At 65.1% G+C, this 14,295-nt stretch carries 11 protein-coding genes; 4 read left to right on the top strand and 7 right to left on the bottom strand.

All coding sequences use genetic code 11. The features are described from left to right. Positions 1–319 precede the first annotated feature (319 nt). Positions 320–1,447 (top strand): glycosyltransferase, encoded by a 1,128-nt coding sequence (locus tag AC1DYU_RS06595; RefSeq protein ID WP_476790938.1) that lies wholly within the window; start codon positions 320–322, stop codon positions 1,445–1,447. Positions 1,448–1,501: 54 nt separating this feature from the next. On the opposite strand, the gene AC1DYU_RS06590 is transcribed toward AC1DYU_RS06595, so the two are convergent. After that, on the bottom strand, positions 1,502–2,869 hold the full coding sequence (locus tag AC1DYU_RS06590) for a lipopolysaccharide biosynthesis protein (protein WP_476790937.1): 1,368 nt from the start codon (positions 2,867–2,869) through the stop codon (positions 1,502–1,504). Between the two features lie 154 nt (positions 2,870–3,023). Between AC1DYU_RS06590 and AC1DYU_RS06585 the strand changes: the two genes are divergently transcribed. Further along, a complete protein-coding gene (locus AC1DYU_RS06585) occupies positions 3,024–4,148 on the top strand; it encodes an acyltransferase family protein (protein WP_476790936.1) in 1,125 nt (374 codons plus the stop codon). 21 nt (positions 4,149–4,169) lie between these two features. Here the strand turns inward: AC1DYU_RS06585 and AC1DYU_RS06580 are convergent, their stop codons facing one another. From AC1DYU_RS06580 to AC1DYU_RS06560, 5 genes are all read right to left on the bottom strand, one after another. Then, complete coding sequence (locus AC1DYU_RS06580) at positions 4,170–4,964, bottom strand: hypothetical protein (protein ID WP_476790935.1); 795 nt, start codon at positions 4,962–4,964, stop codon at positions 4,170–4,172. Further along, on the bottom strand, positions 4,961–7,159 hold the full coding sequence (locus AC1DYU_RS06575; RefSeq protein WP_476790934.1) for a polysaccharide biosynthesis tyrosine autokinase: 2,199 nt from the start codon (positions 7,157–7,159) through the stop codon (positions 4,961–4,963). The genes AC1DYU_RS06580 and AC1DYU_RS06575 overlap by 4 nt, the downstream gene beginning before the upstream one ends. 161 nt (positions 7,160–7,320) lie before the next feature. Then, positions 7,321–7,932, bottom strand: a complete 612-nt coding sequence (locus AC1DYU_RS06570; protein ID WP_476790933.1) for a hypothetical protein — start codon at positions 7,930–7,932, stop codon at positions 7,321–7,323. 209 nt (positions 7,933–8,141) lie between these two features. Next, the gene (locus tag AC1DYU_RS06565) at positions 8,142–8,741 is read right to left on the bottom strand and encodes a hypothetical protein (RefSeq protein ID WP_476790932.1); all 600 of its coding nucleotides are present in this window, start codon (positions 8,739–8,741) and stop codon (positions 8,142–8,144) included. Between the two features lie 127 nt (positions 8,742–8,868). Then, positions 8,869–9,618: a metallophosphoesterase family protein gene (locus AC1DYU_RS06560; RefSeq protein ID WP_476790931.1), complete on the bottom strand. Its 750-nt coding sequence runs from the start codon at positions 9,616–9,618 to the stop codon at positions 8,869–8,871. 258 nt (positions 9,619–9,876) lie between these two features. On the opposite strand from AC1DYU_RS06560, the gene AC1DYU_RS06555 reads away from it, so the two are divergent. Beyond that, positions 9,877–10,554 (top strand): transglutaminase-like cysteine peptidase, encoded by a 678-nt coding sequence (locus AC1DYU_RS06555; protein ID WP_476790930.1) that lies wholly within the window; start codon positions 9,877–9,879, stop codon positions 10,552–10,554. A 37-nt stretch (positions 10,555–10,591) separates the two neighbouring features. Here the strand turns inward: AC1DYU_RS06555 and AC1DYU_RS06550 are convergent, their stop codons facing one another. After that, complete coding sequence (locus AC1DYU_RS06550) at positions 10,592–11,956, bottom strand: hypothetical protein (protein WP_476790929.1); 1,365 nt, start codon at positions 11,954–11,956, stop codon at positions 10,592–10,594. Positions 11,957–12,125: 169 nt separating this feature from the next. Between AC1DYU_RS06550 and AC1DYU_RS06545 the strand changes: the two genes are divergently transcribed. Beyond that, positions 12,126–14,270: a right-handed parallel beta-helix repeat-containing protein gene (locus AC1DYU_RS06545; protein WP_476790928.1), complete on the top strand. Its 2,145-nt coding sequence runs from the start codon at positions 12,126–12,128 to the stop codon at positions 14,268–14,270. The last annotated feature ends 25 nt before the right edge of the window (positions 14,271–14,295 follow it).

Here is a 14,295-nt window from a genome sequence, read left to right as displayed (position 1 = left end):
ACTCCGGCCATCCATGCCAGCCCGATACCGCAGCGCAGCAAAGATGCGTTCCGACCAAATTCTCTCTGCCCCGCATACGCGGGAGAAGCTCCCAGTCGCACGTCAACAGGTCGTGAATGAGGCGCCACCCGCCGAAAGGGAAATTTGAGGATCCTATAGCATAAAAAATGCAGGAAGGCGGGAGGTGACGCGCGCAGACCGGTACAGTACAGGTTTCAGCGAGTGTCACGCTGCTATGGTTTACTGCCTTGCTCGTCGATTCTTCATCTTAAGACAGCCATGGAATGAGATTGTGCGAATTCTCCGTGTCATCTCCAGTGTGGACCCTCGCTTCGGCGGTCCCAGCGAGGGCCTTCGGCTCAGCACGGCCGTGCTGACGGCAGCGGGGCATGAAACGGAGATCGTCTGCCTCGATGAACCCGGCTCGGCCTGGCTTTCGCTGTTCGAGGTGCCCGTCCACGCGCTCGGCCCGGGGACCCGTCCCTACCGCTACACCGACAAGCTGGTTCCGTGGCTGAAGGCGAACCGCGACCGCTTCGATATCGCCGTCGTGCATGGCCTCTGGAACTACGCCTCCTTCGGAGCCTGGCGCGGCCTGGCAGGCGCCCTGCCCTACACCGTCTTCACGCATGGCATGCTCGACCCCTGGTTCCGCAAGGCGAAGCCGGCCAAGAACATCGTGAAACAGGTCTTCTGGAGCCTGTTCGAGGGCCGGGTGCTGCGCGACGCGGAGGCGGTGCTGTTCACCTCCGAGGAAGAGCGCGACATGGCGCGCGGCTCCTTCCTCGGCCATCAGGGCTACACCGAGGAGGTCGTCGGCTATGGCACATTGTCGCCCCCGGTCGCCGCCCGGCAGAACGAGGTCTTCCAGGCCAAGCTGCCCGACCTTGCCGGCCACCGCTATCTGCTCTTCCTGAGCCGTATCCACCCGAAGAAGGGCTGCGACCTCCTGATCGAGGCCTTTGCCGCCGCGGCCGGCAAGACCGACCTCCACCTCGTCATCGCCGGCCCCGACGAATCCGGGTGGCGCCCCGAACTCGAGGGCAGGGCCCGCCAACTCGGCATCGCCGATCGGCTGCATTGGCCCGGCATGCTCGCGGGCGATGCCAAATGGGGCGCTTATTACGGCTGCGAAGCTTTCATCCTGCCGTCCCACCAGGAGAATTTCGGCATCGTCGTGGCCGAGGCGATGGCCTGCGGCAAGCCGGTCCTGATCACCAACAAGGTCAATATCTGGCGCCAGGTCGAGGCCTGCGGCGCAGCGCTGGTCGAGAATGACGACGTCGCCGGCATCACCTCCCTGATCGCCCGCTTCCTGGCGCTCGACGAGGACGCCAAGGCTGCGATGGGCGTCGCCGCCCATAAGGGCTTCATGGACAATTACGACGTCTCCGTCGCAGCCCTCAAGCTCGCCGAAATGCTCCGCACCAAGGCGCGCCCAGCCTAGGATGTGCCAGAGCTAAGGCGCGCCACGACTGAGGGGCCGGCTCGGCGCAGCGGCTCATTTGCCGCGGAACAGCGGAATCCTGCGGATCAGCAGCAGCAGCGTGACGAAGCCGACCGCATAGCCGGCGAGTGTCGAGGACACGAGCCCGGTCAGCCCGTAAAGCGGCACGAACCAGAGCTTGAGCGCAAACGAAACCGAGGCGAAGACGACGGCGGCCGTCGCCTGGCGCGCGACGACGCCCTTGGCGTTGAGAAGCACGCTGAAAGATGATCCTGCCGCTTCGACGCAGTACCAGATCGCAAAGAGCCCATAGGCTGTCGTCAGCGACAGAACCGAGTTGTGCAGCCAGACCTGCGCGATCTCCTCCCGGAATGTGAAGATCAGCGTCGACGCGAGAACGGCATAACCGACCGTGCCTGAGAATCCGGCAAGGAACAGCGTCCTGAGACGCCGCCACTCATGGCCTGAGATCAAATAAGCATAGACCGGCCAGAGGGCGCTGCTGAGAATGGAGTAACCGATCGTGACGACCTGATACATCCGCTGGATGATCGCCAGTCCTGCTGCCGCCTCGGGACCGATAAGGCGGATCACCAGCACGTAGTCGAGCAGCCAGCCGAAGGTCCGCGCCAGATTGAAGAGCACATAGGATCCGCCAGTGCTCAGCATGCGTCGAATGAAGAGCCGGATGCGCGACAGACGCAGATGTCCTGCGTGCCGGGTCTGCAAGACCAGAACCACGGAGCAGACCAGCGCATTGCACAGCAACTGCAAACCGAAACTGAGCAGCAGGAGCGTCATCAGGCTGGCGCCCGCTGACTGACCGAGCCATACCCCAAAGGTCGCGGCGATATAGCCGGTCATCCGCGAACAGTTGAAAACCCATGCCTTTTGCAGGCCACGCATCGCCTGGCCCATGGCGTTGATCGGAAAGCTCGCCGCCAGCAGCACTGCGAAGGTCGTAATAAAAGCGCGCAGCTCCGCGCTGATCTCTGACGGCTTGAAGCCGAACAGCGCATCGACACTGCCGAAATGCAGAGCCGTGAGCGCCAGCGCGAGAATGAGCAGACCACTCCCGATCGACGCTATGATCAGCGCGATCAGCACTGTCCTCACCAAGGTCGCTGAGCCGCGGCGCTTGGCTCGCGCCAGAGCGCCGATCGCAGCGTTCCCGAGGCCGAAATCCATAAAGGCGAGCGCAGCCGTCAGGCTGAAGACCGTCGCCCAGACGCCAAACTTCGCCGGACCCAGATAGCGGAAAAGCAAACCCGTCGACACGATGACGTAGACGAGTCCGGCAACCGCATTGAGCCCATCCGTCAGCGCGGCGAGGAACGTCGTGCGCGCGACTGGCGAGGTACGAATCGCGACGATCTTGTCCCTGATCGTCTGTCTGATCTGCTGGCGAAGCCCCGCGCTCATGGAACGTCGCTCCCTGCCCGTCCTGTCGAACCTTTGCCGGCACGGCAGAAAGGACGAAAATTTAGATTTTACAGCAGCATGACGAAGCGGGAGCGTTGTCTTTCCTGCGTTCGATCACTAACCCCTCTAAAGCATATTGCAGTGCGAGAACGCAATGGCGGCACGGCACCACCATCTTCCCGAGCTCCAGTCGATCCGCGGCATCGCCGCGCTGGTCGTGCTGCTGCATCACTGCCTGTTCTACTTTGCCATGCCGCAGGGGTTCTATCCGGCGGCCGAGACGCTGCTGAACGCGCATGCGGCCGTCATCGCCTTCTTCGTGCTGAGCGGATATGTGCTGACGCTCTCGCTGACGCGCAGCACGCTGAGCGGGCAGGACATCGCCGGCTTCCTGCTGCGGCGCGGCTTCCGGATCTATCCGGCAGTCTGGTTCGCCAGCGCCCTGTCGCTCGCCCTGCTCGCCGTTCTCGACCATGACATGCTCGTGCCCGGCAAATCGGCCTGGGCCGCGCGCTATTACCTCCCGGCCAATGGCGGCATGAAGAGCGTCCTGCTCTCGCTATCAGGCTATGGCATCTATCTGGTGCCACCGCTCTGGTCGATCACCGTCGAGTTGATCGGCTCCTTCGTCGTCGTGGCGCTGGCGCTCCTCGTCCGCGGCCAGGCGATCCGCATGCTGGTCGCAGTCCTCCTGCTGGCGGCCCTGAGCCTCGTCATGGTCCAGAACGGCCGGGCCGCCGAGACCGCGACCTATCTGGTCTATTTCGCGATCGGCGCCTCGATCCCCCAATGGATCGGGCTGCTGGCCCGTGTCGGAGTCGGACACGCCCGCATCGCCGCCACGGCCTGCCTGGTCGTCATGGCGGCCTTCCGCCTGCTCGGCGACTGGAGTTTCGCCATCGCCTATACCGCCCCCGTCCCGGCCCTTGCCGAGGGCGTTGCCGCCGCCATCCTGATCGCGCTCGTCGTGACGCGGCGCGAGGCCTTCGGCTGGCTCGCCGCCCGCCCGCTGGTCGTCCTCGGGGACATCTCCTACAGCGTCTACCTGCTGCATTTCCCGGTGATGGCCGCCGTGGCGGTCGTCGGAGGCGGCATGCTGGGCTTCTGGGCGTTCAGCCTCTGGCCGCTTTCGGCTCTCACCCTGATGCTGGCGACGCTGGCGCTGACCCTGCCGCTCGCCCTGTTCAGCTATCGCTGGATCGAATTGCCCGGCATCGCGCTGGGCAATGCCGCGCTCTCGGCGCTGCGATTGCGTCCGGCGCTGGCGCGGCCTCGCTAAGGGCGCGGCGCGTCCAGAAGCTCACATCCAGGGGCGCAGCTCGGCGCGTTCGATCCCCGGCACGATGAGGTCGTGGAGGCCCTTGGCGACGAGGTTCTCCGCCAGCTTGCGCCGGTTGATCTCGGGCAGGCCGGCCACCGTGTCGACCAGCCTCTGCCGGATCGCAGGCTCGCATCCGGCCAGGATCTCGGCGACCGACAGCTCGAAGCCCGACGCCACCAGCGCGCGAAACTCGGTCTTGACGCGCTCGCCGAGCGAGGGCGGCAGGGATTGCAGCGACGCAAGCGAGAACCGGATGCGCTTCAGCGCGATCCATCCCTCGTTGGGCCCCAGCTCATAGGAACGCTGCAGCAAGGGAATCGTGTTGCTGGTGACGCCCGTTGAGGCGCTCTTGGCCCAGAACAGCATCAGCCACAGGAAGGAATCGCCCGGCGCCGCCTGCAATGCCGTCATCGTGACCTGCTGCAGGCGCGGCAGGGCCGCAAGCAGATCCGCCTCGCTGCTTTGAGCGGCCTGCTCGGCCAGCGCCATTTCGAGGACAGCCAGATTGCGCAGGTGATCGGGGCGGGATGCGAAGCGCGGCGGCGGCGCGGCGCGCAGCAAGGGCGGCGTCCGCCCCTCCGCCAGCAAGGCCCTGATCGCGTCGGGCCGGAAGGTCTGGCCCTGCAGGATCTGCTCCGCCATCCGTGCGATGCCGCCTTGCGTCCAGAACCCCGCAAACGCGCCGATCGACCAGACGAGGCAGGTCACGGCGAGCCCCGACAGGAACGCCCGCAGCAGCGCGCGCGCCGGCCACGGCAGCGCCGGCGCGGTCATGCCTGGTCGTTGGTCAGATAGCCGTAGCGGCCGTAATATTTCTGCATGTAATAGTCGCTGCGCCCGCGCTCATAGCGACCGAGCTTGCGCATGTCGGCCTTGTTGAGGATGACGCCGAGGATCTTGTCGTAGACCTCGGGCGAGTTCTGGATCGCGTGCTCCAGCACGTCCGCCTTGGTCTTTCCCCACTCCACGATGAACACATAGGAGTCCATGAACCGCGTCGTCATCCGCGCATCGACGACCGGCGCGATCGGCGACAGGTCCATGATGACGTAGTCGTACATCTGGCGGAGGTCCTGGACGACGGCATGCATGGCCTCCGAGCCCAGGAACTCGGCGGTATGCACGATCCGGCGGGTATCGCCTGTCGGCAGGAAGAACAGGCCCGTGCGGTCGTCGCGCAGCAGCACCTCCTCGAGCTTGGCGGTCCCCGCAACGAGCTCGACCAGGCCCTTCCTCGCATGCGGCCCGAGGCTGCGGGTCAGGGTCGGATTGCGCAAATCGGCATCGATCAGGATGCAGCGGGCGCCACCATGCGCGACGAGTTCGGCGAAGTTCGACGAAATCGTCGACTTGCCTTCGCCGGGGAGCGTCGAGGTGAAGCCGAGCACGCTGTTGCTCTGCCGGTGGGGCGCAAGATCGACGTTCACCTTCAGCGAGCGCAGCGTCTCCGTGAAGGGCGAGAACGGCGCATCGACGACATAGCTGTTGATCGGCTCGGCCAGCGAGATCAGCCTTTGGTCCGGCTTAGGCGCCGGGGCCGGTCGCTTGGCCGCCTTGAGCGACAGGGCCGGGAGGATGCCGAGGCAGGTTGCCTTCAGCGTCTCCTCGACCTGCGCCGTCGTCCGGAAGGCGCTGTCGCTGAACTCGCGCAGGAACGCGATGCCGAAAGAGGCAATGACGCCAAGCGCCCCGGCGATCGCGACGATGATCAGCGTGCGCGGCTCGCTCTTGACGAGCGGCACGGCGGCCGGGCTGATCAGCCGCGCCTCGGTGATCGGGAACGACTGCTGCTGCACCGACTCCATGTAGCGCTGCAGGAAGTTGTCGTAGAGCGTCCGGTAGGTCTGGGCGTTGCTTTCGAGCTCGCGCAGCTGGATCTGCGACTGGCTGGTCGACTGCGTCTCGCCGATCGCGGTGGCGAGGCTTGCCCGCAACGCCAACTCGCGCGAGGCCGCAATCTCGTAGTCGCTGCGGTAGCCCTGCGCGATCTTCTGGTATTCTTCGCTGATGTTGCGCCTGATTTCCTGCATCTGGTTGCGCAGGTTGATCGCCGCCAGGTGGTCGCGGCCATAGCGCTGGGCCCAGATCGATTCACGGCTCTGCAATTCGTTGAACTGCTGCCGAAGTTTGACGATGACTTCGTTGCGCTGCGCATCGTTGACGATGCCCTCCGCCAGCGGATTGGCCAGGACCTCCTGGATGCGGTCGAACCGGGCCTTGGCCTCGGCGCTCGCGGCCTGGGCGGTCACCAGCTGCGTATTGATCTCGGAGAGCTGCTGGTCGTTGACCAGACGCCCGTTGGACGACACCAGATTGTTCTGGGCCTTGAAGTCGACGACAGCCTTCTCCGCCGTCGCGACCTGGGAACGCAAGGTCTGGATGCGCTCCTGCAGCCAGACGCTGGCATTGCGCGTCGCCTGGAATTTCGCCTCGAGCTGATCGACTGAATAGGCGTCGGCGATGGCATTGGCGATCCGCGCCGACTTTTCGGGATCGGTCGAGGTGAACCGCAGCTCCATCACATAGGTCAGACCGACGCGCGCGATCAGCCGCTGCTGCTCGAAATAGCGCAGCGCATTGCGCTGCAGCCGATACTGCGAGGGCTCTTCCGGAGGAGGCAGGAACTGGGAGAAGACGCCCCGCACGCTGCTCAGCAGGCCACCGCCCGTGCCGGTGAATTCCGGATCCTCGTCGAGCTTCAGCTTCTTGATGACAGCGAGACTGATGTTCTCGGATTTCAGGATTTCGATCTGGGTCTGGACCGAGCTTGCGTCCATCGGCGCGTCGCCGACGACCTGCTGCTGCTGCTGCACGAGCTGCACCTTGCGGGTGTCGATCAGCATCAACCCCGATGCCGCATATTTCGACGGCGTCGTCAGCAGATAGGCCAGCGCCAGCAGCCCGATGCAGCCGATCGTGATGATGAAGACCGGCAGCTGCCTGCGGACGATGCCGACAAGCGCATCCAAGGCCTCCCGCGATGAGGCGATGGGGAACGATGATCCCGGGGCATCGATCTTGGATTGCAGCATCTGCGATCAACCTCCATCATCGTGCATCGCCGGGCGCGCGTGCAGGTCACCTCAAGCCCGGCCAGTAAAAGCATCCGCGAGTGCCGGATGATTGCGTATCAGCGAGCACTCGACGGCAAAATCGACAATCCGCCAAAGCCTGGAGGATTAAGCAAGGACGGTGCCGTCGTCCGCGTCCCTCCCGCCAACGTGACCCCACCCGTATTTGCGCCGCCTGTCGGAATGCCGCCATTGCTGGCGCTGCCGAGGCCGCCGCCCGCCGCCGCAGTACCGACGGCCGCCGTGGCCACGTTCTGCGCCGCGGTGTTGTATGAGGCGAGCGCGGTCGTGTTGTCCGTTGCCGCCAGCGCCTGCTGGACCAGCGTCGCCGCCTCGATCTTGGTCTGATCCCCCGGATAGTTCTGCCGGCAGCCGAGCACCGCCATGCCGAGGCCCGAACCGATCGAGCTGCTCTGTTCTCCCGGCAGCCCCGACAACAACGCGACCACTTGCGGGGCAAGCGTCGTATCGGCGGCCACGATCGAGTTGACGACGCTCTGAAGCATGTTCCGCGGTGTGTCTTCCAAAAGCATCTTCCGCGGATTGTCGCGGAATGCGTTGATGAGAGCCGTGGGGGCCGGCTGGTTGGGCGGAAGGCAGACTTCTGCCGATACAGCCGTCACCTGCCCGAGCAGGAGCGCAGCGACGAGCCACCGATGGTGATGCAACATGACACGCAACCTCAAACGAACACCTTGTATGTCTCTGGCCGCACTCGTTCGCAAGCGCAACATGAAACTTGCCATTTCGTTAACGGGGGCGGCAGCTGCAGAGGCATATACGTGTCACTATAGCACAGCTGTTACGGTTATCTCCCGAACTCATGACAGAAATTGGGCAGGCAGCCCAAGCTCATAGATGTCGGCGCGCCCGGTGCTCCTCAGCCGCTCGGAAGCGATGCTGCAACTGCGGGATCGATGTCACGGATGATCGCGCGCAACCTGTCGCGCCCGGCGGGAGGGGCGGCGCGATCGATCTCCATCAACGCCGCCCTGAGGCCGCTCTCGCGGTGCAGGATGTGGCGCACATCGCTGCGGACGCATTGCTCGACGAGCGTATCGGTGATTGCATTGGCCGAGACGGCCAGTGCAATGCGCCTCATCATCAGAGCCACGGCGGCCGGCCCGGTGGCGCAGGCCATTGCGATCGCGGCCAGCTTCTGCCCGCCCTCTTCCGGCGCTGCCTCAGCCAGCGTCAGCCAGGCCTCCGGGGCGATGGGCGAGCGCGTGACCGTGCGAACCGCGAAACGACGGGCCATGTCCGGAGGCTGATAGCCGGTCTGGGTCGCGCGCAGCCGCTCTGCCCAGACGTCGCCCCGGAAGCCCGCCACGGTTGTCGAAAGCCACGTTCCGCCGGCATCCCGCCTGTCCCGGCTCAGCAGGGCCTCCGAGACCAGCAGCCAAAGCCCCGCCAGGGCGATCAGGCCGAGCCCGAGCGCAGCCACACCAAAATCCGCCGCGTTCGCCCTGCGCAGAATCATGTGCCATCCGAAATCGAAAGATCGCCAGCGAGATGCCGTCCAACCTGTCGAAGCCATGGTGGCGGCGGCAAGTTGTCGGAAGCCAAGTTCATGCCAACAGCCCGGCATGGTTTTCGCAACCAACGCTTCAGAGCAAGACCACGTCGTCCCCTTCCAGCATCGCGCAGGTCAGCCGGCCCGTCGCATAGGCCCCGGTATCGACGTTGATGCGGTGCGGCAGGAGTTCCGGCGCGACGACCGGCGTGTGGCCATGAACGACCACGCGCTCAAAGGGGCCACGATGGCCAAGGAATTCATCGCGTATCCACAGCAGGTCTTCGGGAGACTGCCGGTCCAGCGCGACGCCCGGGCGAATACCCGCATGCGCGAAGAAGTAGCCGTGGCACGAGAATGAGATCGGCAGGTTCTGGAAAAAATCGAGATGCCCGGGCGGCAGCGCCGCCCGCAGATCCCCGGACAACTGGCGGCGCTGCTCCGGCGTCGGTGCGCGGTTCGGCTTCAGGCCATATGACAACAGCGTATTGAATGCACCCAGCGGCCCCCATGGTTCGAGGATGTCGGGGTCGTCGAGGAAATCGAGCAGGTACTGCTCGTGATTGCCCCGCATCGCCAGCATCCAATGGCGCTTGCTGCGCGTCATGACATGGCTGACCACACCCCGGGAATCGGGCCCGCGATCGATCATGTCGCCGAGCAGGATCGTCAGGTTGCGCTCGCTCGGACGATCCAGTTCCATGCGGTCGATCTTGCCGAAAGCCTCGTCGAGCAGATCGAGACGGCCATGCACATCGCCGATGGCATAGACGCGCAGACCCGCCGGCAGACGGGGCTGCCGTGCGACGACCGGCGCGGGAGCCGACTTCCGAAAGAAAGACACCAGACGCGTTTCCTAGAGCCGGCCAGCCTCGAACCGGACCGCAAAACGGCCCGGCGCGAAGGCGAAACCGCCTTCCACAGCAGGGCTAGAACAGGATTCTCGCGAAAAAACGACTCTCAATGTCGCACCTCTCCCAACGAGAATCACCATGGTGAACGGCCAGTGAAGAGCGATACCGATATTCGACGCAATTTGCAAACGTGATCCTATGATGCCTCATGTAGAACCGGTCCTACGAACGAAGTCGGGGGCCAACCAATGCAGACATTTCGCATCCTCGTCGCAGCTCTGACAACGATTGCGGCATTTTGTATTAGTGAAGACAGCCAAGCTTCCTATCGCGAATACAAGAGCACTGCTCAGAGTCGTGTAGAATTCGACGCCCCGACGCTCGCGCCCCTCGCTTATACCCGCTTCTGCCTGCGCTATGAAGATGAGTGCCGCAAGGCTCCGGCGGAGATCGAGAAGGCCGAGAACGTCGAGAAGATCGAGAGCGTCGATCAGCCGCCGCCCCCCGACGTCTTCGGCCCGTTCGTCTCCGACTTCTCCGGCAAGGCGCAGCTCATCGAGGTCAATCGCCTCGTCAACCGCACGATCAGCCCGCGCCGTTACGTCGGAGCGGCAGCGTTCGACAGCTGGACCATCGCCCCCGAGGCCGGCGACTGCAACGACTACGCGATCACCAAGCGCTCGCTGCTGCGCCAGAGCGGCTGGCCGGCGGACCGGCTGCTGCTCGCCGAAGTCCAGATCCCCTCCGGCGAGCACCATCTCGTGCTGGTGGTCCGGCTCGACGACGAGGACGTCGTTCTCGACAATCTGTCGGGAGCCGTCCGGAACTGGACCAAGTCGCCCTATCGCTGGGTCCGCATGCAGTCGGCGACCGAAGGCCATATCTGGCAGACGCTCCGGCGGCGCGGCGGCGATCTGCTGAGCTGACAAAAACAAGTTGCGGAGCCCTGAGGGCCGCGACGCTTCACTCCACCCGGGAACGGGTGGAGGCCTGCGCGAAGGAAAGCCCGCCGACCAGCGCGACAAGCAGGGCCGGGAAAAGGCCCGGCATCGCCGGTGCGGCCACGGCATCGAGCAGCAGCGTCACGATGACGCCCGCCCCGACCGCCGGGAAAACCTGATCGCGGCCGCGCTGCAAGGCCCCCCAGGCGAGACGCGCCGCGGCAGCCAGCGCACAGACCATCAACACCAGAAACACGGGCAAGCCGAGTTCCACGGCCAGACGAACGGCCAGGGAGGCGTGGCCAAGAGCGCTCGTCTGGTCGCCGGGCAGGCTGTAGAGCATCGCGATACTGTCGAATGTGCCGAGCCCCGTGCCGAGCCAAGGCGCATCGCGGATCACCTGCTGGACCGCATCGGTGGCGCTGCCGCCTGCGCCGATGCTGCGGAAGGTCCCGGCGGTCTCGAAACCGCCCGGCTGTGCGAGCGCGACGCCTGCGACCAGGGCCGTGGCGATCAGCGCGACGAAGCCGGGAACGCCCAGCTTGAACGCCCGCGTCACCAGAGGGGCGATCAGAAGCGTCACCCCACCCAGGACCATGAGCGGGAACTGCGCGCCACGTGACGACAGCCCGGCGATCAGGGCAAGGGCCAGCACGACGGCGCAAAATGGAGCAGCCAGGCGCACGACAGCGCGATACCTCGCCTCGCGGCGGAGCTCACCCTCAAACCGGCGCAACACCATGACATCGACAAGCCCTGCCGCCGCGATCACGGCAGCGGCGGGCAGGCAGGCGCGTGCCCGCACGCCCGCCAGCGCCGAAATCCCCAGCCCGGGAAAGAAGCGCGCCGTCAGCGCCACGGCAACGATCAGGCCCGATAGCCCCACCAGCCCATACAGCAGTGCCCGTGCGCGCCACCGCTCGGTCGCCACAGCCGCCGAAAGGCAGAAAGCCGCCAGAAGCCCCGCGATTTGAAACACGCCGAGCAGCGTCGCTCCAGAATCGATCGTGATGCTGCCGATGACCGACGCACGGTCCAGCGCCGACGAAACGCTCAGCCAGACCGGATGAACGAGAATCGGCTGCGGCAGGCTCTGCAGAAGACAGAAGGCCGCCAGCGCACCACCAGCCATAACGGGCAGGCGGACGGCAGCGGTGAACCGCCCGGCATCCCGGGAGCTGAGCCCGGCAAGCGCGAAGGTCGCGCCCGTCGCCGCCGCGATCAGGAGCAGACCGGTGAGCGCGTTGCCGCTCGCGACCAGGAACGCTGCCGACAATCCGATGACGGCGAACAGGAAACCGGATGCGATCGTCATGGTGGCGTCCTGCCCGCTTTGGGCAGTGTCTGCAAGGGACGGTGCGGCCCTGATAGAAAGATCGTGCTGCACTGCATCGAGAACGACATGCGGAAGCCGGCGCGCAGGAGACATGAAAGACGCACGCATATCCGCACCCCTTCAATTACAGCTCAGCGGCGGCTATTATCGCCTGGCGAACGGGCTCGATCCCCAGGTAATCATGTTGAATCCAGTAAAGCGCCTCTGCCGGACGATGATGATGGCCGTTCGCAGTTGCGAGAGCAAGGCGGCACGGATAATTTCGGCAGGGTCCCGGCTGCTCCTGTTCGCAGGGCTCCTCGCTCTGGTTCCAGCGGGGGGCGTCAGCGCCGCGCCGACAGCCGACATCTTCGTATCACCCCAGGGCAATGACAGCTGGTCGGGCAGCATCGAAGCGCCCAAGGGGGCCGATGGCCCGGTCGCGACGCTGGGCCGCGCAGTCGAGATCGCGCGCAGCAAAAAATTCGCGATGGACCGCAAGCCGGGGCCGCTGACCGTGATGATCCGCGGCGGCACCTACCATCTCGACGCGCCCGTGGTCTTCGCACCGGCCGATAGCGGCAAGCCGGACCAGCCGATCACCTACACGGCCTATCCGGGCGAGCGCCCGGTCTTCAGCGCCGGACGCAGGCTGACCGGCTGGACGCAGTCCCCTCAGGGCACCTGGGAACTGAAGCTGCCCGAGGTCGTCGAGAAGAACTGGAACTTCACCCAGCTCTATGTCGATGGCGTGCGCCGCAACCGGCCGCATCTGCCCAAGAAGGGCTATTATCGCATCGACAGGGAGGTGGCGCCGTCCGAGGAGGTCCGCGGGCGCGGCTTCGACCGCTTCGGCTTCGCCCGGGGCGACCTGCGCGCCGCCTGGCAGAACTCACCCGACATCGAGATCCTGATCCTGCACAACTGGAGCGTCTCGCGGCTCCGACCCGGCCGGATCGACGAGGCAACCGGCGAAATCTGGCTGAAAGGCAAGACACGGGAGAACTGGTACAAGCTGACGAAGGGCTTCCGCTATCGTGTCGACAATGTCCGCGAGGCGCTGACCGAGCCCGGCGAGTTCTATCTCGACCGGCAGTCCGGCATCCTGACCTACCTCCCCAGGCCCGGCGAGGATCCACAGCGGACGGAGGTCGTCGCCCCGCGCTTCGAGCATGCGATCATCCTGAGGCCCGGCACCGCGCATCTGCGCTTCGAGAACCTGACCTTCGCGCACAACAACTGGGTCACGCCGCCGGAGGGCTCGACCTACAGCGCGGGCGCGACCGGGATGCCATCGGTCATTGTCATGGCCGGCGTGCGCAACATCACATTCGACAGGATCGCCGTCCGCAATACCGCGGGCTACGGCGTCTCCTTCGGGCCGGGCACGATGTTCAGCCGTGTCGTCAACAGCGAGTTCGGCGACATGGGCGCCGGCGCCATCGAGATCGGGACCGGCGCCGCCTCGGTCGCCTATGCCAATCTGCTGACCTTCCAGGGCGACAAGACCACGGCGAGCAACCTGGTCGAGAACAACCTCATGTTCGGGCTCGGGCGCCTCGACCCCGCCGGCACAGCGATCTGGATCGCCAATGCCCATTACAATGTCGTCAGGAACAACGAGATCCGCGACACCTTCTACACCGGCATCCAGATCGGCGGCACGCTGGGCTTCGGCGTCAGCCATAACCGCGGCAACACGCTCTTCCGCAACCTGATTCACGGCCTGGGCCAGAACGTCCTGTCCGACATGGGCGGCATCTACACGATGGGGATCTCGCCGGGCTCGGTCGTCAGCGAGAACGTCATTCACGACGTCAAGGCCTATGATTATGGCGGCTGGGGGCTCTACCCCGACGAGGGGTCGAGCAACATCGTGTTCGAGCGCAACCTCGTCTACGACACCTCGCATGAGAGCTATTTCCTGCATTATGGGCAGGAGCTGCTGTTGCGGCACAATATCTTCGTGAATGCCGGTCCCACCGGGGCGATCGGCGTCGATCCGCTGGAACAGTACCGGAAGGACCAGCAGATCAACGAGAACATCATCGTCTGGCGACGACAGGGCGCGCTGTTTCGCGGCCCCTGGACCAATTCCGAATTGCGCTCCGACCGCAATCTCTACTGGACGATGAACGACCAGTCGCCGCAGTTCTCCGACGGAACCAAATGGCAGGACTGGCGCGGACGGCTCGGCCGCGACGTGAACTCGATCATCGCCGACCCGCTCTTCGTCGATGCCGCCGCCAACGACTATCGGCTCAAGCCGGACTCGCCGGCGCTGAAACTCCTAGGCTTCCCTGTCTTTGACCCCGGACGCGCCGGCCGCACCAGCGACCAGAAACTGCTTTCCGACATGCCGGCCTATCCGCGCGTCTTCGATTGAGCTGAAGGCGGCCGTCGGTCCGTTT

Source organism: Allobosea sp. P2_B12 (assembly GCF_056404835.1).
The sequence above is the reverse complement of the archived record's forward strand: the minus strand, read 5'-3'. Positions and strand labels throughout refer to the sequence as shown.

Bases quoted from the DNA above. Each gene is read 5' to 3' on its own strand.
- AC1DYU_RS06590 (WP_476790937.1), bottom strand. From the start codon at position 2,869: ATGAGCGCGGGGCTTCGCCAGCAGATCAGACAGACGATCAGGGACAAG.
- AC1DYU_RS06585 (WP_476790936.1), top strand. From the start codon at position 3,024: ATGGCGGCACGGCACCACCATCTTCCCGAGCTCCAGTCGATCCGCGGC.
- AC1DYU_RS06580 (WP_476790935.1), bottom strand. From the start codon at position 4,964: ATGACCGCGCCGGCGCTGCCGTGGCCGGCGCGCGCGCTGCTGCGGGCG.
- AC1DYU_RS06570 (WP_476790933.1), bottom strand. From the start codon at position 7,932: ATGTTGCATCACCATCGGTGGCTCGTCGCTGCGCTCCTGCTCGGGCAG.
- AC1DYU_RS06565 (WP_476790932.1), bottom strand. From the start codon at position 8,741: ATGATTCTGCGCAGGGCGAACGCGGCGGATTTTGGTGTGGCTGCGCTC.
- AC1DYU_RS06555 (WP_476790930.1), top strand. From the start codon at position 9,877: ATGCAGACATTTCGCATCCTCGTCGCAGCTCTGACAACGATTGCGGCA.
- AC1DYU_RS06545 (WP_476790928.1), top strand. From the start codon at position 12,126: ATGGCCGTTCGCAGTTGCGAGAGCAAGGCGGCACGGATAATTTCGGCA.